At 60.5% G+C, this 19,785-nt stretch carries 19 protein-coding genes; 10 read left to right on the top strand and 9 right to left on the bottom strand.

Annotated elements, in window-relative coordinates:
* Position 1: 1 nt before the first annotated feature.
* From cobN to AC4ANE_RS15845, 3 genes are all read left to right on the top strand, one after another.
* Entirely contained in the window at positions 2–3,766 is a 3,765-nt protein-coding gene (gene cobN / locus AC4ANE_RS15855; protein ID WP_031594741.1) for a cobaltochelatase subunit CobN, read from the top strand.
* On the top strand, positions 3,766–4,794 hold the full coding sequence (locus AC4ANE_RS15850; protein WP_031594740.1) for a magnesium chelatase ATPase subunit I: 1,029 nt from the start codon (positions 3,766–3,768) through the stop codon (positions 4,792–4,794). The genes cobN and AC4ANE_RS15850 overlap by 1 nt, the downstream gene beginning before the upstream one ends.
* Before the next feature lie 77 nt (positions 4,795–4,871).
* Complete coding sequence (locus tag AC4ANE_RS15845) at positions 4,872–5,459, top strand: vWA domain-containing protein (RefSeq protein ID WP_002553261.1); 588 nt, start codon at positions 4,872–4,874, stop codon at positions 5,457–5,459.
* Between the two features lie 95 nt (positions 5,460–5,554).
* Here AC4ANE_RS15845 and AC4ANE_RS15840 read toward each other — a convergent pair whose 3' ends face one another.
* A complete protein-coding gene (locus tag AC4ANE_RS15840) occupies positions 5,555–5,821 on the bottom strand; it encodes a hypothetical protein (RefSeq protein ID WP_002553262.1) in 267 nt (88 codons plus the stop codon).
* 327 nt (positions 5,822–6,148) lie between these two features.
* On the opposite strand from AC4ANE_RS15840, the gene AC4ANE_RS15835 reads away from it, so the two are divergent.
* Positions 6,149–7,474, top strand: a complete 1,326-nt coding sequence (locus AC4ANE_RS15835; protein WP_002553263.1) for a sigma-54 dependent transcriptional regulator — start codon at positions 6,149–6,151, stop codon at positions 7,472–7,474.
* Here AC4ANE_RS15835 and AC4ANE_RS15830 read toward each other — a convergent pair.
* Complete coding sequence (locus tag AC4ANE_RS15830; protein WP_002553264.1) at positions 7,462–7,995, bottom strand: AAA family ATPase; 534 nt, start codon at positions 7,993–7,995, stop codon at positions 7,462–7,464. The genes AC4ANE_RS15835 and AC4ANE_RS15830 overlap by 13 nt on opposite strands.
* A complete protein-coding gene (gene pnuC / locus AC4ANE_RS15825) occupies positions 7,992–8,555 on the bottom strand; it encodes a nicotinamide riboside transporter PnuC (RefSeq protein ID WP_002553265.1) in 564 nt (187 codons plus the stop codon). The genes AC4ANE_RS15830 and pnuC overlap by 4 nt, the downstream gene beginning before the upstream one ends.
* 251 nt (positions 8,556–8,806) lie before the next feature.
* On the opposite strand from pnuC, the gene AC4ANE_RS15820 reads away from it, so the two are divergent.
* Both AC4ANE_RS15820 and AC4ANE_RS15815 read left to right on the top strand, forming a co-directional pair.
* Complete coding sequence (locus AC4ANE_RS15820) at positions 8,807–9,637, top strand: undecaprenyl-diphosphate phosphatase (RefSeq protein WP_002553266.1); 831 nt, start codon at positions 8,807–8,809, stop codon at positions 9,635–9,637.
* Entirely contained in the window at positions 9,634–10,068 is a 435-nt protein-coding gene (locus AC4ANE_RS15815) for a DUF1294 domain-containing protein (protein WP_002553267.1), read from the top strand. The genes AC4ANE_RS15820 and AC4ANE_RS15815 overlap by 4 nt, the downstream gene beginning before the upstream one ends.
* On the opposite strand, the gene AC4ANE_RS15810 is transcribed toward AC4ANE_RS15815, so the two are convergent.
* The gene (locus AC4ANE_RS15810) at positions 10,063–10,419 is read right to left on the bottom strand and encodes an MmcQ/YjbR family DNA-binding protein (RefSeq protein ID WP_002553268.1); all 357 of its coding nucleotides are present in this window, start codon (positions 10,417–10,419) and stop codon (positions 10,063–10,065) included. The two genes, AC4ANE_RS15815 and AC4ANE_RS15810, sit on opposite strands and share 6 nt — an antisense overlap.
* Positions 10,420–10,545: 126 nt before the next feature.
* Here AC4ANE_RS15810 and pcaD point away from each other — a divergent pair, with 126 nt between their 5' ends.
* The 4 genes from pcaD (at position 10,546) to AC4ANE_RS15790 (ending at position 14,461) form a co-directional block, all read left to right on the top strand.
* Entirely contained in the window at positions 10,546–11,337 is a 792-nt protein-coding gene (gene pcaD / locus AC4ANE_RS15805) for a 3-oxoadipate enol-lactonase (RefSeq protein WP_002553269.1), read from the top strand.
* A gap of 79 nt (positions 11,338–11,416) precedes the next feature.
* A complete protein-coding gene (locus AC4ANE_RS15800; protein WP_002553270.1) occupies positions 11,417–12,376 on the top strand; it encodes a LysR substrate-binding domain-containing protein in 960 nt (319 codons plus the stop codon).
* Positions 12,377–12,450: 74 nt separating this feature from the next.
* Complete coding sequence (locus AC4ANE_RS15795) at positions 12,451–13,059, top strand: FMN-dependent NADH-azoreductase (protein ID WP_002553271.1); 609 nt, start codon at positions 12,451–12,453, stop codon at positions 13,057–13,059.
* 361 nt (positions 13,060–13,420) lie between these two features.
* Positions 13,421–14,461: an alpha/beta hydrolase family protein gene (locus tag AC4ANE_RS15790; RefSeq protein ID WP_010203452.1), complete on the top strand. Its 1,041-nt coding sequence runs from the start codon at positions 13,421–13,423 to the stop codon at positions 14,459–14,461.
* Between the two features lie 7 nt (positions 14,462–14,468).
* Here AC4ANE_RS15790 and AC4ANE_RS15785 read toward each other — a convergent pair whose 3' ends face one another.
* From AC4ANE_RS15785 to glgX, 5 genes are read right to left on the bottom strand one after another with little or no spacing between them, the layout of a single operon-like run.
* A complete protein-coding gene (locus AC4ANE_RS15785) occupies positions 14,469–15,122 on the bottom strand; it encodes a glycosyltransferase family 2 protein (protein ID WP_002553273.1) in 654 nt (217 codons plus the stop codon).
* Complete coding sequence (locus tag AC4ANE_RS15780) at positions 15,091–15,717, bottom strand: SAM-dependent methyltransferase (RefSeq protein ID WP_002553274.1); 627 nt, start codon at positions 15,715–15,717, stop codon at positions 15,091–15,093. Before AC4ANE_RS15780 ends, AC4ANE_RS15785 begins: the two co-directional genes overlap by 32 nt.
* Positions 15,714–16,487, bottom strand: coding sequence for a PIG-L deacetylase family protein (locus AC4ANE_RS15775; RefSeq protein ID WP_002553275.1), 774 nt, complete (start codon positions 16,485–16,487; stop codon positions 15,714–15,716). Before AC4ANE_RS15775 ends, AC4ANE_RS15780 begins: the two co-directional genes overlap by 4 nt.
* Positions 16,488–16,500: 13 nt before the next feature.
* Positions 16,501–17,514: an acyl-CoA dehydrogenase family protein gene (locus AC4ANE_RS15770; RefSeq protein ID WP_002553276.1), complete on the bottom strand. Its 1,014-nt coding sequence runs from the start codon at positions 17,512–17,514 to the stop codon at positions 16,501–16,503.
* A complete protein-coding gene (glgX, locus tag AC4ANE_RS15765; RefSeq protein WP_057425333.1) occupies positions 17,511–19,694 on the bottom strand; it encodes a glycogen debranching protein GlgX in 2,184 nt (727 codons plus the stop codon). Before glgX ends, AC4ANE_RS15770 begins: the two co-directional genes overlap by 4 nt.
* Positions 19,695–19,785: the final 91 nt, after the last annotated feature.

Below are 19,785 nucleotides of genomic sequence, written 5' to 3'. Positions count from 1 at the left end.
CATGCATTTACTGAGAACCCAGCCCGGCGGTTTCGTACCCGACGACAGCATTGCCGATCTGGGCCAGACCCCGGCCGAGCTGGTGATTCTCTGTAGCGGAGACTCCAGCCTGGCGCTGCTGGCCGAAGCTGCACGCCAGCTTCCTGACGACTACCCGAGCCTGCGTCTGGCCAACCCCATGCAGGTACAGAATCACGCCTCTGTCGACTTGTACGTCGATGAGGTGCTGCGCCACGCAAAGGTCATTCTGATTTCCCTGCACGGTGGCATCGGTTACTGGCGTTACGGCGTCGAGCGGCTGATGGAGCTGGCGGCACGCGGGGTTCAGGTCATTCTGGTGCCAGGTGATGATCGTCCCGATCCTGAGCTGAGCGACCTGAGCACGGTGCCTGCCGCAGAACGCGACCGGCTCTGGCAGTTTCTGCGTCAGGGCGGCTTGCAGAATGCGCTGGAAATGTATAGTTGCATGGCCAGCCGCTGGCTGGACCGGGACTATTCCTGGACCGAGCCCCAACCGTTGCCACGCACAGCCATTTACCACCCTCGACTGGCAAGTGCGCAGCTCACCGATTGGCAAGCCGACTGGGTTGCAGGACAGCCCGTCGTGGCGCTGCTGTTCTACCGCTCGCACTTGCAGGCCGCCAATACCGGTTTTATCGACGAGTTCTGTGCGCGCTTGCAGGCGCACGGCATCAACCCGCTACCCATAGCCGTGGCCAGCCTCAAGGAGCCCGGCTGTTTCACTCAGGTGGAGAACTGGCTGGACGAGGCCGAAACCGAGCTGATCCTCAACACCACAGGCTTTGCCCAGTCGAGCCCGGAAGCGCCGCATCTGCGCCCGTTTCGGCGCAACGTGCCGGTCATTCAGGCGATCTGCGCGCAGGACAACGAACCTGCCTGGCAGGCCAGCGAACAGGGCCTTGGTGCGCGCGATCTGGCGATGCACATTGCCTTGCCGGAGCTGGACGGGCGGATCATCAGTCGACCGATCAGTTTCAAGGACCTGGCCTGGCGTAGCGAGCGCAGCCAGTCGGACGTGGTGTGTTACCGCGCCCAGCCGGACAGGATGGATTTTGTCGCGCAACTGGCGCGGCGCTGGATCGAACTGGCGCGGCTGCCCAACGGCGACAAGCGTGTGGCGTTGATCCTGGCCAACTATCCGACCCGCGACGGGCGCATCGGCAATGGTGTGGGGCTCGACACGCCTGCTGCGGCGCTGAACATCCTGCGCGCCATGCAGGCCGAGGGTTATCCGCTGGCACAGTTGCCGGACAGCGGCACCGAGCTTATCCAGCAATTGCTGGGTGGCGTGACCAATGATCTGGACAGCATTGACCTGCGGCCCTGCCAGCAAAGCATGGCACTGGAGGAATACCTGGCGGCGTTCAACGAGCTGCCGCAGGAAAACCGTGATGCCGTGAATGCCCGCTGGGGCGCGCCGGACAGCGATCCGATGTTTCGCAGTGGCAGAATGATGATTGCCGGGCTGCGCTTTGGCCTGACCTTCGTTGGCATTCAGCCTGCGCGTGGCTATCAGGTCGACCCCAGCTCGGTGTACCACGACCCGGATCTGGTTCCGCCCCACGGTTATCTGGCGTTTTACTTCTGGCTGCGCAAGGCGTACGGCGCTCATGCCGTGGTGCATGTCGGCAAACACGGCAACCTTGAGTGGCTGCCGGGCAAGGGCGTCGGCCTGTCCCGAACCTGCTGGCCGGACGCCGTACTGGGCGCGATGCCGAACATCTATCCATTTATCGTCAATGATCCGGGCGAGGGCGCACAGGCCAAACGGCGCACTCAGGCGGTGATCATCGATCACTTGATGCCGCCCCTGACCCGTGCGGAAACCTATGGCCCGCTGCGCAATCTGGAACTGCTCGCCGACGAGTTCTATGAGGCGCAACTGCTGGATCCGCGCCGCGCGCGCGAGCTGCAACGGGATATTCTCGAACTGGTCCGTGAAACCCATATAGATCGCGAGCTGGCTCTGGGCGAGAACCTCGACAGCGACGCCGATGCGGCGCTGTGGCTGCCGCGTCTGGACACTTACCTGTGTGACCTGAAAGAGTCGCAGATTCGCGATGGCCTGCACATCTTCGGTCAGTCGCCGCAAGGCCGCCTGCGCACCGACACCTTGCTGGCCCTGCTGCGCATCCCGCGCGGCGACGGGCGCGGCGCGCAGTCGAGTCTGTTACGGGCGTTGAGCAAAGCGTTCGGTCTGGATTTTGACCCGCTGGATTGCGAACTGGCCGAGCCCTGGACCGGCGCGCGTCCCGCTGCGTTGCTGGCGGTCAGCAGTGACCCGTGGCGCACTGCCGGTGATGCGCGTGAACGGCTTGAGCTTTACGCCGCTGCCCTCATCGAACGCGTGACCCAAGGCGAAGCGCTTCATGACCTGCCGGTCGACGATGATCTGGCACTGATCCTCGACAGCCTGCGTGAAGTGGTCGCGCCGCGTCTGGACGCCTGCGGCCCCGGCGAAATGCAGGGCATGCTAGATGCACTGAGCGGCCGCTTCGTTCCGGCAAGCCCCAGCGGCGCGCCGAGTCGGGGGCGTCTGGATGTGCTGCCCACGGGGCGCAACTTCTTTACCGTAGATGTCCGCAATCTGCCGACCACCACAGCGTGGCGTATCGGTTTCCAGTCCGCCAGCCTGTTGCTGGAAAGGCATCTTCAGGACCATGGCGACCACCTGCGTCAGTTGGGGCTGTCAGTCTGGGGCACTGCGACCATGCGCACCGGTGGTGACGATATCGCTCAGGCGATGGCGCTGATGGGCGTACGCCCGGTCTGGGCGACGGGCAGCCAGCGGGTCGATGATTTCGAGATTCTGCCGGTCAGCCTGCTGGACCGTCCGCGAGTGGACGTGACATTGCGGGTGTCCGGCTTTTTCCGTGATGCCTTCGCCAACCTTATCAAGCTGTTCGACGCTGCGGTGCAGGCAGTTGCCGCGCTGGACGAGCCGGACGACCTGAACCCGCTGGCGGCCAGGGTGCGAGAAGAACGCCAAGGTTTTATCGCAGAAGGGTTGACCGAAGACGAAGCGGCACGTCAGGCGGGCTGGCGGATCTTCGGTGCCAAGCCCGGTGCCTATGGCGCTGGCGTGCAGGGCGCGATCGACGGCCGTCTGTGGCAGAGCCGTGAGGACCTTGCCGAGGTTTACCTGAACTGGGGCGGCTACGCCTATGGCGCTGCCGATGAAGGTACGCCTGCGCGTAAGCGCTTTGCCCAGCGTCTGTCTCAGGTACAGGCCGTGCTGCAGAATCAGGACAATCGCGAACACGACCTGCTTGATTCAAACGATTATTACCAGTTTCAAGGCGGCATGCTGGCGGCTTCGGAAACCCTCAGCGGGCAGAAGACCGCCAGTTACCATGGCGATCACAGCCAGCCGGACCTGCCGAAAATCCGCACCCTGAAGGAAGAGCTGAACCGGGTGATACGCTCGCGCGCAGCGAATCCGAAATGGATCGACGGGGCCAGACGTCATGGCTACAAAGGCGCGTTCGAGATGGCCGCCACGGTGGATTTCCTGTTCGCCTTCGATGCGACGACCGAGCTGATCGATGATCACCAGTACGCGCTGCTGGCCGACGCCTATCTGCTTGACCCGGCCACGCGCGATTTCCTCGCCGAGCACAATCCCGATGCCTTGCGCGACATGACCGAGCGCATGCTCGAAGCCCAGCAGCGCGGCCTCTGGCAGGAGCCGGGCGAGTATCAGCAGGCGCTGGAAGACCTGCTCCTGGACATAGAAGAGAACTGATGACCTTGCCTGACCCGAACATCACCGAAACTCCACATTTTCCGCTGGCCGCTGTGGTCGGTGCCGATGACCTGAAGCTGGCGTTGTGCCTGACCGCCATTGACCCGCGCATCGGCGGCGTATTGATCGAAGGGCCTCGGGGCATGGCCAAGTCGACGCTGGCGCGGGGGTTGGCCGATGTGCTGGCCAGTGGTCAGTTCGTCACCTTGCCGCTGGGTGCTACTGAAGAGCGTCTGGTCGGCACGCTGGATCTGGACGCCGCGCTGGCCGAGGGTCGTGCACAATTTTCCCCGGGTGTACTCGCCAAGGCCGACGGCGGTGTGCTGTATGTCGATGAGGTCAATCTGCTCGCCGACCATCTGGTCGACCTGTTGCTGGACGTTGCTGCCAGCGGCGTCAATATGGTCGAGCGGGATGGTATTTCCCATCGCCATGCAGCGCGCTTCGTACTGATAGGCACCATGAACCCGGAAGAAGGCGAATTGCGCCCGCAGTTGCTGGATCGCTTTGGCTTGAACGTCGCATTGAGTGGCCAGACCCAGCCTGCCGAGCGCAGTCAGATCATCCGTCGCCGTCTGGATTTCGACAGCGATCCGGTAATGTTTTGCCAGCAATGGCAAGCGCAGCAGGACGCCTTGAAGCTTCGTTGTGAGCAGGCGCGTCAGCTGCTGGCAGGTATCGAGCTGGATGACCATTCATTGGCAATGATCACCGAGCGATGCTTTGCTGCAGGTGTCGACGGTATGCGCGCCGATCTGGTCTGGCTGCGCGCCGCGCGCGCCCATGCTGCATGGCGTGGTGCCGGTCGAATTGAAGAACAGGACATCGAAGCGGTCGCCGAGTTTGCCTTGCGTCATCGGCGGCGCGAGCCGGCCCCGCCACCACAAAACCCGGAAGCGCCGCCGCCCGGATCGTCCAGCAGGCAGGCCGACCCTGAAAGCGGGCAGGGCAACTGGGGCGAGCTGCCCGCCCAGGCCGTCACTACCGGCGCACGCCGCGAAGTGCCGAGCTGGCCAAAAAAGCCTTAGGCATCCGCCCTCGTATCGCGCAGGGGGCGGATGCCGTTCCCCGTCCTGGTCGACTGGCCACTGGCAGACAAGGGGCCATGCGTGCCGGTGCTGATGGCCCGGTGCAATGGTTGTCCACACTGTTGCGCGGTCGGCCGAAAAGCCGCAAGGACCTGATTCGCCAGCCGCGCAGCAGCCGTCCCAGTGAGTTATTGCTGGTGATTGTCGATGCTTCAGCTTCTACACGACGCCATCAGGCGTTGAGCCAGGCGAAGGGGCTGTTGTCGCAATTGTTCGACGATGCGTATCGACGCCGCGCGCGTCTTGCCTTGCTGACCGCCAGCGGTGACACGCCACGCTGGCAACATCAGGGCCTGAAAGCGTCCTCGGCATTGAGTCCATGGCTGGATGCACTGGGTGCGGGCGGCGGCACGCCACTGTCTGCAGCGCTCCAGCAGGCCGGTGAATGGCTGGCAAAGCGGCAAAAACGCTATCCGGCCGAGCAGCAGCGGGTTCTGGTGCTGACCGATGGCAGGATCAAGCAGTTACCCGTCCTGCCTGCATTCAATTGCGCGAGTGTGTTGATCGATATCGAGAAAGGCCCGATCCGCTTGGGCAGGGCGCGGGAACTGGCGTCCAGCCTGGGGGCTGATTATCAGCACATTGATGAGCTGAAACCGGTTTGAGCTATCAGGTCTGGCAGTTCTGAAACTGCGTGCCAATGCGCTGAAGCATTGGCACGACAGTCAGTTGCAGTGCACGGGCAACGCTCAAACCTGCGTCAGGCTGGCATGGTCCAAGGCTCAAGGTCGTAGCCTTCGTTGCTGATTTCTTCACGCGCCTGTTCCAGAGCGCTGGCCAGTTGCCGCTTGTCTGAATAGGTGCTGCTCGGGATCTGCTTGCGACCGATACGGTTGCTGGTGCGGTCGATCACCGTCAGGCTCAGTTCGCCGTTACCATCCTGTGGTGCCCAGGCAACACACTGGAAGGGTTCAAAAGCGTGTCCAGCGATCAGAAGTGCATCGTTGAAGCGCAGTGGGACGTTCATGGTTTTTTCCTCAAGTGCCCATATCAATTCAGTCACGGCGGCGGGCTGACCGTCCGGCTGGTTACTTGTGTTGATGAACGACAAGGGGGCATGAGTCACACCCTTCAACGAAAAATATGCGAATTTTTTTCAAGGGTCGCCCGCGTGACCTTGCAAATAAACATCCTTCAGCAGCGACGGCGTTAGTGACAGAGGGTTATGAGCGTTAGACCCAAACGGTACAACGCTGCGTCAAAAAGTTGCTAGGGTGATAGTTGGGCTCGCCAACATGCTGTTTATGAAAAGCTTTTAAAAATCCCACTCCACGTCGGGCACCAAGGAAACTTCATGCATGGATCGGCCCCAACGCGACGTCTGCTAATCATCGACGGCGGTGACGACTGTCATCCTCTGATCCCTGCTTTGAGTGATGCCGGATGGACGGTGCAGGAAAGCACCTCAGGTTCTACCTTCAATCCCGATCATGACGTGGGCCTGATTCGCCTGACGTCCGGTCATTTCGAACAATTGCCCAGGCTTCAAGAGCTTGTCGCCCATAGCAACATGCGCTGGGTTGCAGTGCTGTCAGCCAACGATCTGCAACGCGAAAAAATAGGCGATTTCGTTTGCCAGTGGTTTTTCGATTTTCACGCCCTTCCTTTCGATGCAGCGCGGTTGCATGGCACGCTGGACAAAGCGTTCGCGGCTGGCCGCCCCGAAGCGCAAGGCGGGCTGGCGCTTTCCGAGGCCGAGCCCGAGCTGCTGGGCGACAGTCGGCCCATTCGTGAGCTGCGCAAGTTGTTGAGCCGGCTGGCACCTATCGATTCACCGGTATTGATTCGGGGCGAGCGAGGTACGGGCAAAGAGCTGATCGCACGCAGCCTGCATGTACAGTCTCAGCGACGCGGCAAGCCCTTTGTCGTCGTGGATTGCGGTGCGTTCACCGGGCATTCGATCCAGGCCGAGCTGTTCGGTCATGAGGATGATGCGTTTGATGGTGCTCAGGCGCACAGGATCGGGCTGCTTGAAGCTGCTGACGGCGGCACGCTGCTGCTTGACGAGGTCGGTGATCTGCCGCTGGAAACCCAGGCGTCGCTGTTGCGCTTTCTGGAAGACCGGCAAATCGAGCGCCTGGGCGGCGGTGAGTCGATTGCAGTGGATGTGCGGGTGCTGGCCGCGACCCGTGAGGATCTTGAAACGGCTGTGCGGAAAAAGCGCTTTCGTGAAGACCTGTATTACCAGCTCAACGTGCTGCAGGTCGGGGTGGCGCCGTTGCGCGAGCGTCATGGCGATCTGGCGTTGCTGGCCAACCATTTCGCCCATTTGTACAGTCAGGACAGCGGCAGGCGAGCACGCAGTTTCAGTCAGGATGCGCTGGTGGCGTTGGGCAAGCACGACTGGCCGGGCAATGTGCGAGAGCTGGCCGGTCGGGTACGGCGCGGGCTGGTGCTGGCCGAAGGCCGGCAGATAGAAGCGGCAAACCTGGGCTTGCTGGGCGAAGAAGACAGTGCTGGCAGCATGGGCACGCTGGAGGAATATAAATCGCGTGCCGAGCGTCAGGCATTGTGCGACGTATTGACCCGCCACAGTGACAATCTGAGTGTGGCGGCCAGAGTTCTGGGCATATCGCGACCGACCTTCTATCGGCTGTTACACAAGCATCAGATTCGCTGAGCTCCCAGCAACTGCGCGACAGCCGTCATCGCCTGCTCGCGGCGCTGCGGCCAGTCACCGCCCAGCACTTTATAGGCCTGCCGATGGTGGTCCAGCCATTCCCGGCTGCTGTCGAAGAAGGCCTGGCGTTCGCATAACTGCGGCTGGCAGCGTTGCCCGTCGCTGATCCAGTCCACGCCCTCAGGTGAAAGCAGCAGGTGCAGGTCGTAGGAGCGGCTCAGCAGTTGCTGTTCGATCCACGCCGGACAGTCGCCGAACAGGGTTCGGCTCCAGAGCACATTGCTCAGCAAGTGTGTGTCGAGTATCAGCAAGTGCGGCTCGCTGGCGCGGGCAGTATCCTCCCAGTCCAGCTGGCCGCGAGCAATGGCCGGGATGTCGGCGTAGTGGGTATCGCGCCCCTGTTGATCGATGAAATGACGTACGTATTCGCCGACCAGCACGCCGCCGAACCGATCCTGTATTTCGGCCGACAGCCAGCTCTTGCCGCTGGACTCAGGCCCGGTCAGGACCAGGACTTTCATCGCGCCAGCGCCAGATCGTTACGCCACTCGCGCCAGCCCTGTACGGCCAGCAGGGTAAACAGCGCATAGAGTGCAGCGGTCAGGTACAGCTCTTTGTAGATGAACAGGCCGACAAAAATCACATCCAGCACAATCCATAGCGGCCAGCACTGAACGCGTTTGTGTGCCATCCACACTTGTGCCACCAGGCTTAAGCCCGTGAGAGCTGCGTCAAGCCATGGCTGTGCGGCGTCGGTGAAATGCGCCATGCCAGCGCCCAGCGCGAGGCTGATGACTGCGCCGACAGCCAGCCCTTTAAGCACTGAATGGCTCGGCAGCACAGTGACAGCCTTGACCGGCAGGCCGTCGCCATGGCGAGTCCACTGCAGCCAGCCGTAGATCTGCAAGCCTGCATAGATGACCTGCAGCAGCATGTCCGAATACAGCTTCACGTCGAAGAATATCCAGATGTAGATCACCACCATCACCAGCCCGATTGGCCAGCACCAGGGATTCTGCTTCACTGTCAGCCAGACCGCGATAACGCCAATGGCGGCAGCGAAGAGTTCAAGCCCGGACATGGCGGCTCCTTGGTTAGGGTTGTGAGGGGCAGGGGCGGCGATTGTATGCGCTTCTGCGCGCGGCGTGGAGCTTGTGTTGCGTCAGGCTGCACGTCAGCAGGCTTTGTGCGCGGAGGTCTGCTAGCATTCCGCGCCTTGCATTTGCGCGACTTTCTTCAAGCTTCGTTCAGGCACGCGACGGCATAGTGGCAAGCATTTTTTATACGACAACATTAAACAGCGAGCCTGCGGCATCGCTTCATGGGGGAATGATGGATCTTTGGACCGCTGCTCAGGCGTTGATATTGGGTGTTGTAGAAGGGCTGACGGAGTTCTTGCCGATCTCCAGTACAGGGCATCAGATCATCGTCGCCGACCTGATCGATTTTGGCGGCGAGCGCGCCATGGCCTTCAATATCATTATCCAGCTGGGTGCGATTCTGGCGGTGGTCTGGGAGTTTCGGCGCAAGATTCTCGACGTTGTCACAGGCTTGCCGAAGCAACAGCAAGCGCAGCGTTTCACCCTCAACCTGCTGATCGCCTTCATGCCGGCCGTGGTGTTGGGGGTGATCTTTGCCGACATGATCCACCATTACCTGTTCAATGCCATTACCGTGGCAACGGCGCTGGTCTTGGGTGGTGTGATCATGCTCTGGGCCGAGCGCCGCGAGCACACTGTGCGCACCGAAACCGTCGATGACATGACCTGGAGCGATGCGCTGAAAGTCGGGCTGGTGCAGTGCCTGGCGATGATCCCCGGCACCTCGCGCTCGGGCTCGACCATCATTGGCGGCCTGCTGTTCGGCTTGTCACGCAAGGCAGCGACCGAATTTTCGTTCTTTCTGGCCATGCCGACCATGGTCGGTGCAGCCGTGTATTCGGGCTACAAATACCGGGACATGTTTCGCCCGGACGACTTCGCGGTGTTTGCCATCGGTTTCATTACCTCGTTCATCTTCGCGATGATCGCAGTTCGCGCGCTACTCAAGTTCATCGCAACTCATAGCTATGCAGTGTTCGCCTGGTATCGCATCGCCTTCGGCCTGCTGATTCTGGCGACCTGGCAGTTTGGCTGGATCGACTGGGCATCGGCCAAGGCATGACGCGGGCTCGCGAGCCGCAGCGGCCAGCCGGTCGGGGCAGGGCACCGGTCCGGCAATTGCGCCTGAAGGTGTCGGCGTTCCTGCTGCTGTGTGTGCTACCGGTCTACGGCTCGGCGTCGCTGGGGTTCAGGCAGGTCACGTTGATCCCGGCGCTGGCTTTGATAGTCATGAGCCTGCTGGCGTTTGTGCTCTATAGGCATGACAAGCGACAGGCCGGAAACGGCGGTCAGCGTACGCCGGAGAACGTCCTGCATGCCACCGAGCTGCTCGGTGGCTGGCCCGGAGCATTGCTGGCGCAACAGGTGTTTCGGCACAAGACCCGCAAGGTATCTTTCCAGATCGTGTTCTGGCTGATCGTGCTGGCGCATCAGGTGCTGTGGCTTGACTGGCTGTTTCTGGGCAAGCGGCTTTTACAGCTGTTGCCTTTATAGTTTCAAGCCGATCTGCTGTCGTTTCGGTAGCCTGCCGACTACAAGCTGGTGGGAGCGGGTCAGCAGATCACGCACTTCATCGTCGCTCAGTGTGTGCAGGTCTGCCACGCTGATCCAGTGCGCGCGGGCCAGGTAAGGCGCAGGCCGTATGCCGGGCCGATCCACGTAACCCAGAAACAGTTCCGGATGGACCTTGAATGAAAGGTCCTGGCCGACCAGGTCCATGACCGCAAACATCTTTTTTTCGGCAACGGAAAATACGCGCACACCGCCCCATTTGTAATCCTCTCGGGCGCCTGGCAAGTCCAGGCAGAACCGGGCGATGTCTTCTTTGTGACGGGTCTTGTTCATGGAATGCTCCTTCAATGGGGCGTCGAGCGGTAAGCTGTTCGATAGCCGCACGGATATTCGATCAGCGGATTGTATGCTGCTGCGACACTCATTAGTGTGCAGGTTTGTCCTTCTCCGGAGTCTTGAATGTCTGCCGTGCAACTCGCCGATGGTGAACTGAACTACCTGCTCGAAGGCCCGGCCGGTGCGCCGGTGCTGGTGTTGTCCAACTCGCTGGGCACTGATCTGCATATGTGGGACAACCACATTCCTGCGTTCATTCGTCATTTTCAGGTGTTGCGCTACGACACGCGCGGGCATGGCAAATCGCTGGTCAGCGAGGGCAGTTACAGCATCGAGCAGAATGGTCGCGACGTATTGGCGTTGCTGGATGCGCTGCACATAGACACGGCTTTTTTCTGTGGCTTGTCCATGGGCGGCCTGATCGGTCAGTGGCTCGCCATCAATGCGCCGCAGCGCCTGCGCAAGGTCGTGCTGTGCAATACGGCAGCCAGAATCGGCAACCCTGATATCTGGAACCCCCGCATCGAAACCGTTCTGCGTGACGGGCAGTCAGCCATGGTTGCATTGCGTGATGCTTCTGTTGCGCGCTGGTTCACGCCTTCATTTGCGCACGCCGAGCCTGCTGTGGTCGACACGGTTGTCGGTATGCTGGCCCGCACATCGCCACAGGGATACGCAGCTAACTGCGCTGCCGTGCGTGATGCAGATTTCCGTGAGCAGATTGCCTCCATTCAGTTGCCGGTATTGGTCGTCTGCGGCACTGAAGATGCGGTAACCACCCCGGCGGACGGGCGCTTCATGGTCGAGCGCATTAAAGGTTCGCAGATGATCGAATTGCACGCGGCTCATCTGTCCAGTGTCGAGGCCGGGGAATCATTTACGGTGCCGGTGCTGGCATTCCTGACGGCCGAGTGAGCTGGCGGGATCTGAAACCCGGTATTGAGAGGCTTGCCATGGCGCTGCATACTCGCGGCTCTGAAAGCGAGGTGGCCGGGTGTTTGATCTCAATGATCTGTTTTATTTCGTTCAGGTGGTCGAATGCCTCGGCTTTGCGCCCGCAAGCCGTAAACTGGGAATTCCCAAGTCCAAGCTCAGCCGTCGTATTGCCGGGCTGGAAGAGCGCCTGGGTGTAAGGCTGATTCACCGCTCGACGCGCACTTTCGCCGTGACCGAGAGCGGGCGCGATTACTACGCTCACTGCGTGGCAATGCTGGTCGAAGCCGAGGCTGCCGAAGAGGCGATTCTGCGTTCCAAATCCGAGCCGCAGGGCAGGGTGGCGATCAGCTGTCCTCCGGCACTGGCGGCGATGGGCTTCAACGAGACCATTGCCCGGTTCGCGGCCGATCACCCGAAGGTTCAGGTGCAGGTCGAAAGTACCAACCGCCGTGTCGACCCGCTGACGGAGAACATCGATATTGCGTTGCGTGTGCGCTTCCCGCCGCTGGAAGACGACGGGCTGGTGGTCAAGCTGCTCGGGCACAGCGCTCAACGTCTGGTCGCACGCCCGGATCTGGCTGCCAGGCTGTCCGCAACATCGACACTCGAGGCGCTATCATCACTGCCCAGCCTCGACACGCCGTCTGCAAGCCATGAGCATCGCTGGCTGCTGGAAACTACTTCCGGCCACTATGCTGAAATTCGCCACACGCCGAGGCTGATCAGCTCGGATCTGGACATGATGCTGCAGGCCGCCCTGCAAGGGGTTGGGGTGGCGCAACTGCCGGAACTGATTGTCCGGGAAGCCTTGCAGGACGGACGTCTGGTGGAACTGTTCAGTCAGCATCGGCCAAAGTGCGGCATCGTGCACGCCGTGTTTGCTTCACGCCGTGGGCTGCTTCCCGCGGTCAGAGGGCTGCTGGATGTGTTCGAAACCTCGTTCAAAGAGCTAAGCCTTAGTCCCGACTCGCTTTATTGTTCTCTTCATAGAACGAACAGTCGCATTCAAGACCACTAATCATCTATTGCGATCAAGGATAGGATGCTCGCCACTTCATCGCTAAGTGGCGATTTTCTTTAAGGAGCTACGTTATGAATTTATTGCACCTCGATTCCAGCATCCTCGGCGATCATTCCGCTTCGCGTCAGTTGACCCATGAGGTCGTTCAGGCCTATCAGCGCTCGCATGCCGACAGCCAGGTAACCTACCGCGACCTCGCCAGCGAAGCCCTCGGGCATTTCTCTGCTGCCAGTCTTGCCGCAGCGGGTACCCCTGTAGAAGCCCGAGATGCGTCCCAGCAACAGGAAGTCGACACTAATGAAGCCACCTTGCAGCAGTTTCTTGCCGCCGACGTGCTGGTGATCGGTGCGCCGATGTACAACTTCACTATCCCGTCCCAGTTAAAAGCCTGGTTTGACCGGATCATGGTTGCCGGCCGCACGTTCCGTTATTCCGAAACCGGCCCTGAAGGCCTGTGTGGCGGCAAGAAGGTTATTATCGTTTCCACTTCCGGTGGCCTGCACGTCGGGCAGCCAACCGGCGCTGGCCACGAAGAACTGCTCAAGGCGCTGTTCGCCTTCATCGGTATCACCGACCTGCAATTTGTTCGTGCGCACGGCCTGGCCTATGGTGAAGAGCCGCGTGCCAACGCCATGACAGCCGCGCAGCAACATATCGAGAGCGAGCTGTTCGCCGCCTGAGTCGGTGATGGTCTGAACAAGACTCCACAACTTGCGCGAGCAACGTGCGCCGGGTTGTGGAGTTTTTTTGTGCGCCGCATAAATGCACGCAGTTTTGAGCGTACTCAACCTTGACAGCTTCCTTACAGGTAAGCGGGCTATTCAAGGACTAAACTGCATCTTCGCGGCACTGTGTTTGCGGTTTGTGGTGTTTTTCACGATTGCTGAAAAGAGCGGGCGGTTTATGGCCCGGCTTGTGCACTATTTCTGTTTTACACACTCTCATCTGGGTGAGAGCGGCGCGCTGGAGCACGATGCTCGACACAAGCGCTGAATGGACTATCCGGGCGAGCCTCCGGATTTGCAAAGGTTGGGCCTTTCGATGGTACGTCTTTGTGCAGTGATGCTGGTTTGCTTGCTCGACAGCCTGATTGCGGTTCACGCTCAGGCCGATGACGCCTGGAGCGCGGGCTATCACGAGCTGAGTTTCCCCGACCCGCTGGATTCACAGCCGGTGCAGGCCATCGCTTTTTACCCGTCGACCGCCAGTGAGCAGTGGAGCACCCTGCACGGCTATCGCGTCGAGGCCGGCGAAAATGCGCCGATTGCAATGGGCCGGTTCCCGTTGCTGCTGCTGTCTCATGGCAATACCGGTACACCGCTGGCGTTGCATGACCTGGCCACATCATTGGCGCGCCAGGGGTTTGTGGTGGTTGCTGTGGTTCATCCTGGCGACAATGATCGTGATCACAGTCGGTTGGGCAGCCTGAGTAACCTGTATGGTCGCCCGCTGCAGATCTCTGAAGCGATCAGCACGGCCTTGCTCGACCCTATGCTGGCCCCTTATCTCAATGCTCGTCAGGTGGGCGTGATCGGCTATTCGGCGGGTGGCGAAACTGCGCTTATTCTTGCGGGCGCGCAGCCTGATCTACAGCGCCTGCGCCAGTATTGCCTCGAACGCCCCACAGACCGTGACGCCTGCAAGACTCAAGGGGAGCTGGTCGCTGACCGCGATGACCTGCATGCCCAGGCTGACCCCAGGGTCGGTGCGCTGATGTTGATGGCCCCGTTGAGCCTGATGTTCGGCCGTCACACGCTGGGCGATGTGCATGTACCGGTGCTGATGTATGCCGGGGATGACGACCAGTTGCTGGCCATCGACCGCAACGCCGAAGCGCTGGCGCGCAAACTGCCGCAGGCACCGGATTATAAGTTGTTGGCGGGGGCAGGGCACTTTGTCTTTATGGCACCGTGCAGTGACGAACAGCGTTCGAGCGCACCGTTACTGTGCAACGACCCTGACGGAGTGGACCGCGAAGACATTCACCGCAACCTGAGCGCAGAAGCTGTGCGCTTCTTCAGCACGGCGCTCAATTCTGCCGACTCTGACCATTCAGGTATGCAGACAGCGCATCACGAATAAGCGCTTTTCAGGCGTTCAGCGAACTCAGAAAGTCGCCAAACCCGCCTCTGGCTTTTGAGTCCAGGCGGGTACTGGTCGTGACCCGCGGGCGGCAGCTCCAGGCGATCCGCGCGCCGATCAGCTCCAGCTGGCGAACCAGATGCACGTCTTCGTGGCAGGCCAGTGCCGGAAACCCGCCTGCACTGATATAGGCAATTGAGCTGACACCCAGGTTGGCACCATGAATGTGCCGATGGCCGTCCCGGTGCTGGTAATGCTTGAGGTAAGCCGCCTGCGCAGCCGCAGAGATATCCTTGTTCCAATCGCCGGGCATGACGGTCCCGCATACCGCATCGGCATCCAGTGCCAGTTGCTCGGCAAGCCAGTCATTCGCCACGGTGCTGTCGCCATCGGTGCAGGCCAGCCAGCGCGCACCTCGGTCGAGGAGAAAAGCTGCTCCTTCGGCGCGTGCCTGTCCGACGTTGCGGGCCGAGACCTCAAGGACCATCACCCCGTGCGCTCGCGCGATGTCTGCCGAGCTGTCGGTGCAACTGTCGAGAACCACCAGCACCTCTACTCGCTCACCCTTGAGATCCGGGTGTTCAGCCGCTTGCTTTATCGTTTCGAGGCACAAATCGAGTAGCTGCTCTTCATTGTGCACCGGGATCAGAATGCCGATCATCGGAGAATTCCTGTTCTGCTACGGAGGTTCCATCACGACTCCACAGGTCCAGCAGGAAATCCTGTTCGTGATGACTGAAAAGACGGTGCATGGCCAAGCGTTCGGCAATGATGTCGTGTACAGCCTGTGCGTTCAGCGGGCAGCCCTCGATATCAGGGCGCCAGTGACAGGCGAGCAACTGACCATCGGGTGAAAGCGAGGATAGAATGCAGTCGATCAGGCGGTGCAGGTCATCGACGTCTAGGTAGTAACCCAGCTCGCTGAAGACGATCAGATCAAATTGTCCCTGCGGCCACTGCTGTGGCAAACGGGCCTGCAGCACGCGCACATGGGGCAGGCCTGCCAGACGCTTGCGTGCCAGTTCTACCGCCAGGTTTGACGTGTCGCAGCACACCAGTGCGTCACAGCGCCCGGCAAGGTCGGCACTGAGTTCGCCATTGGCACAGCCAGGCTCGAATACCGAGCGATAGTGTTCACGGGGCAGCGCGGCCAGTGTCAGCGCACGCTTGCGCCGCTCATACCAGCGTTGCTTGAACGCCCACGGGTCATCGTTGTTGCGAAACAGCTCATCGAAATAGCCGTCTTCGACGCTCATACAAACACCAGTTCAAACGGTTGCAGCAGTCTTTCCAGAACAACGGCTGGCAGAACGGGCGCAAGACCGATGGCCGGGTCACCCTGCAATTGGCTGACGAACGCCTGAGCGGCATTACGTTTACGAGCAAGGGTCGCCGGGTCCAGCAGCAACTTGCGTGCGCGGTCCCATGGCAGACGCTCATCTTCAGGGTCAGCCCAGTGCCAGGCCCAGATCGGTACTTCGCAAAGCTGCGCTCCGGTAGACGCACAGGCTCTTGCACTGGCGCGGCCAACGGCTTCGTGGTCGCCATGACCATCTTCTGCCCAGGTGGCGAACACCACGTCGGCAGGGCCCAGATGACGTTCAAGAAACTCTGTCAGCTGATCTTCGGATTCGGCCACAGTCCCATCCTGCAAGCCGCAGCGCAGCCACTCAAGACGCTCGAGGGGAATATCGAGACGATTCAAGGCTTCGGCGCTTTCCTGGGGCCGGATTGCAGAAAGTCGCTCGACAGGCCAGAGCGTGGAGCCCGGATGGCTGGCAGTGCCGTCAGTGACCGAGATCAACAACAGATTGCGTTCCAGCTGCGCCAACTGGCTCATCAAACCGCCGCATGCCAGTACTTCATCGTCCGGATGCGGGGCGATGATGACCGCCCTGCAATTGTTCGGCACCAGCAGGTCTGCAGTAATCGCAGGTACGCTGCGCAGTTTGCCGGAGGCGTTCCAGGCAGCCAGAGGCGTGCCCTGGCCAGACTCGTCGTCGCTGACTAGAAAGCCTTTGCTCATGATAGATACGCTCTCATAGTGACCACGTGCGTAAAGCTGGCAGCCGTTTACCCGTCAATTGACCCAGTGCAGCAAGGTCTTGCTCGGCATGACTCTGGCGCAGAAAAACCGGCAGGTCGGTGATCAGTCGAGCGAAGTGCGGGTCCTTGCAGTAAGGACCCGCACCTACCGCGCGGCCCACGTGCTGAATGACCAGTTCCGCAGCGTGCTCCACGTAGGCACGACAGCGTCTGGCGAGCACCTCGGCATTTTCAGCCGGGGCCTGATCCAGATGCGCAGCGGCGGCACGCAGTACATCGATTGCGGCGTGCAACGCGACATCTACAGCACCCAGGTGCGCAAGAGCGTGTGGCTCTTCGTGTTTGCCGACCTGTGCCAGCAAGCGTTGGGCGATCGCCCGGGAGGCACCATACCAACACGCCGCGATGCCGATGCCGCCTTGCCAGAAGCCAGGCCGTTCCAGGTAGCCGCCCGGCGCTCCAATCGCTTGCCCGGTAGCGTGCTCGAACACGACTTCGACGCTGCCGGTGGCGCCCATGCCAACTGCGCGCCAGCCATCACTGGTCATATGCACGCCGGGCTGGTCGAGTTGCACCGCCACCAGTTGCTGGCGATGTTCTTCATCCCATGTGGTGATCAATGCATGGCTCAAGGCAGTAGCACCGGAACACCACGCTTTTCGGCCATTCAGACGAAGTGAATCGCCAGTGCCGCTGATATTCACCCGTGCCTGCGGCGGCTCTGCCGCCCACATGCCCCAGGTGCTGAATTGTTCGGGGGGCGGGGCACCCAGTTCCGCCATGATCGCCAAGGCGTCGGTATGCCCCTCGTACAACTTGCACAACCCCAGGTCATGGCCTGCAATGCAGGCCAGCGCCCGCCAGCGCTCAAGTGTCTGACCGCTGGCAGGCAGGGGGAGCTGATCAAGACCTTCGTTGACCAATGCCTGCAAGCACTCGCCCAGCGCACGCGTATCGGCATAACCGTGCTTGCGCCAGTCGAGAAACTCACTCAAGGCATCAATCATTGCTGGTCTTCGCGCTTCAGTTCGAACAGCAGCAGCGAGCGCGGCGTGACGGTATATTGCGAACCGAACGCAAAGTGCTCCTTGCTGCGTGCATCATCCTGATTGGTGTCGATCAGGCACTCATAATGGGTGCCTTCAGGCACTTCCGGCAGGGTGAAGTTGACCCCGTCGTGGTGCGCGTTGACGACCAGCAGCAGCGTAGCGTCGGCACCTGGACGACGGATACCGGTTTCCTGTGCACGGCCATCCATCAACATGCCCAGGCAACGGCCATTGGCATCGTGCCATTGCTCGACACTCATCTCGTTGCCATCCGGAGCGAGCCAGGTTACGTCCTTGACGCCGATTTCTTCGTTGTAATCGCCCACCAGGAAGCGACTGCGGCGCAGAATCGGGTAGGTCTGACGCAGCTTGATCACGCGGGTCACGAACTTGAGCAATGCTGCGCCGTCCTCGTCCAGATCCCAGTTGATCCAGCCAATTTCGCTGTCCTGACAGTAGGCATTGTTATTGCCGTGCTGGGTACGGGCGAACTCGTCACCGGCGACGATCATCGGCGTACCTTGCGCCAGCAGCAAAGTAGCGAAGAAGTTACGCATTTGACGCAGACGCAGGGTGTTGATTTCCGCGTCTTCGGTCGGGCCTTCGACGCCGTGGTTCCAGGACAGGTTGTTGTTGCTGCCGTCCTGGTTGTTTTCGTCGTTGGCTTCGTTGTGCTTGTCGTTGTACGACACCAGGTCGTGCAGCGTGAAACCATCGTGCGCGGTGATGAAGTTCACCGACGCCTGTGGACGCCGACCGCGCTGGTTGAACATGTTGCCGGAGGCGGTCATGCGTGCCGCGAAGTCTGCCAATTGGCCTTCGTCGCCTTTCCAGAAGGCACGTACGGTGTCACGAAACTTGTCGTTCCACTCCATCCAGCCTGGCGGGAAACCGCCGACCTGATAGCCACCTGGGCCACAGTCCCAAGGCTCGGCGACCAGTTTGACCTGACGCAGCACCGGGTCCTGACGGCAGGCGACCAGGAAGCTGTGACGTTCGTCGAAACCATCGTGGTAGCGACCCAGAATGGTTGCCAGGTCGAAGCGGAACCCGTCGACATGCATTTCCGAAGCCCAGTAACGCAGGGAGTCAGTGACCATCTGCAGTACGCACGGGTGGCTCAGGTCGAGGGTGTTGCCGGTGCCTGAGTCATTGATGTAATAACGCTTGTCGTCCGGCATCAGCCTGTAATAGGAGGCGTTGTCGATACCGCGCATGGACAGGGTAGGGCCAAGCTCGTTGCCTTCGGCCGTGTGGTTGTAGACCACATCAAGAATGACCTCCAGCTCGGCATGATGCAGGTGCGCAACCATTTCCTTGAACTCGGCAATCTTGCCACTCGCCAGATAACGCGGGTCTGGCGCAAAGAACGCAATACTGTTGTAGCCCCAGTAGTTGGTCATTCCTTTTTGCAGCAGATGCTGATCGTTGACGAAGGCGTGTATCGGCAGCAGCTCGACGGAGGTCACACCCAGCTTGCGGATGTGGTCGACAACGGGGGCTGATCCCAGACCGGCAAACGTGCCGCGCAGCTCTTCGGCAACTTCCGGGTGGCGCATGGTGATGCCGCGCACGTGGGTTTCATAGAAAATGGTCTTGTCCCAAGGCGTACCGATGCGCTGATCGCGGCCCCAGGTGTAAGCCTCGTCGATCACCTTGCTCTTCGGTACAAAGGGCGCGCTGTCACGTTCATCGAAGCTCAGGTCGCCGTCAGGATGACCAATGGTGTAACCGAACAATGCTTCAGACCACTTCAATTCGCCGACCAGTTGCTTGGCATACGGGTCGATCAACAGTTTGTTGTGGTTGAAGCGATGACCGTTTTTAGGGTCATAAGGGCCGTAGACGCGATAGCCATAGATCAGGCCCGGGTGCGCATCGGGCAGGTAGCCGTGATACGTCTCATCGGTGTATTCCGGAAGTTCGATGCGTTCCAGTTCGATTTCACCGGTCGAGTCAAACAGACACAACTCTACTTTGGTGGCGTTGGCCGAAAACAGGGCAAAGTTGACACCCAGGCCGTCCCAGCTGGCGCCGAGAGGAAAGGGAAGTCCTTCACGAATGCGAGACGGGGTGCTGCCTGGATTGTCTTGCGGGGCTGAATTATCTTCTGCCGTTGTAGTGGACTTCGTATTCATGATGACTTCCTGACGTCGAATGATTTTCTGAGCGGCCAAGGCCGCTATCGAAGCCACGAAGGCTTCAATATTGACGATAAAGTATGGGGGT

Source organism: Pseudomonas sp. Pme6b, assembly GCF_058129925.1.
The sequence above is the reverse complement of the archived record's forward strand: the minus strand, read 5'-3'. Positions and strand labels throughout refer to the sequence as shown.

Coding starts and splice junctions, on each gene's coding strand:
- cobN (WP_031594741.1), top strand. CDS start 2: ATGCATTTACTGAGAACCCAGCCCGGCGGTTTCGTACCCGACGACAGC.
- AC4ANE_RS15850 (WP_031594740.1), top strand. CDS start 3,766: ATGACCTTGCCTGACCCGAACATCACCGAAACTCCACATTTTCCGCTG.
- AC4ANE_RS15845 (WP_002553261.1), top strand. CDS start 4,872: ATGCGTGCCGGTGCTGATGGCCCGGTGCAATGGTTGTCCACACTGTTG.
- AC4ANE_RS15840 (WP_002553262.1), bottom strand. CDS start 5,821: ATGAACGTCCCACTGCGCTTCAACGATGCACTTCTGATCGCTGGACAC.
- AC4ANE_RS15835 (WP_002553263.1), top strand. CDS start 6,149: ATGCATGGATCGGCCCCAACGCGACGTCTGCTAATCATCGACGGCGGT.
- AC4ANE_RS15830 (WP_002553264.1), bottom strand. CDS start 7,995: ATGAAAGTCCTGGTCCTGACCGGGCCTGAGTCCAGCGGCAAGAGCTGG.
- pnuC (WP_002553265.1), bottom strand. CDS start 8,555: ATGTCCGGGCTTGAACTCTTCGCTGCCGCCATTGGCGTTATCGCGGTC.
- AC4ANE_RS15820 (WP_002553266.1), top strand. CDS start 8,807: ATGGATCTTTGGACCGCTGCTCAGGCGTTGATATTGGGTGTTGTAGAA.
- AC4ANE_RS15815 (WP_002553267.1), top strand. CDS start 9,634: ATGACGCGGGCTCGCGAGCCGCAGCGGCCAGCCGGTCGGGGCAGGGCA.
- AC4ANE_RS15810 (WP_002553268.1), bottom strand. CDS start 10,419: ATGAACAAGACCCGTCACAAAGAAGACATCGCCCGGTTCTGCCTGGAC.
- pcaD (WP_002553269.1), top strand. CDS start 10,546: ATGTCTGCCGTGCAACTCGCCGATGGTGAACTGAACTACCTGCTCGAA.
- AC4ANE_RS15795 (WP_002553271.1), top strand. CDS start 12,451: ATGAATTTATTGCACCTCGATTCCAGCATCCTCGGCGATCATTCCGCT.
- AC4ANE_RS15790 (WP_010203452.1), top strand. CDS start 13,421: ATGGTACGTCTTTGTGCAGTGATGCTGGTTTGCTTGCTCGACAGCCTG.
- AC4ANE_RS15785 (WP_002553273.1), bottom strand. CDS start 15,122: ATGATCGGCATTCTGATCCCGGTGCACAATGAAGAGCAGCTACTCGAT.
- AC4ANE_RS15780 (WP_002553274.1), bottom strand. CDS start 15,717: ATGAGCGTCGAAGACGGCTATTTCGATGAGCTGTTTCGCAACAACGAT.
- AC4ANE_RS15775 (WP_002553275.1), bottom strand. CDS start 16,487: ATGAGCAAAGGCTTTCTAGTCAGCGACGACGAGTCTGGCCAGGGCACG.
- AC4ANE_RS15770 (WP_002553276.1), bottom strand. CDS start 17,514: ATGATTGATGCCTTGAGTGAGTTTCTCGACTGGCGCAAGCACGGTTAT.
- glgX (WP_057425333.1), bottom strand. CDS start 19,694: ATGAATACGAAGTCCACTACAACGGCAGAAGATAATTCAGCCCCGCAA.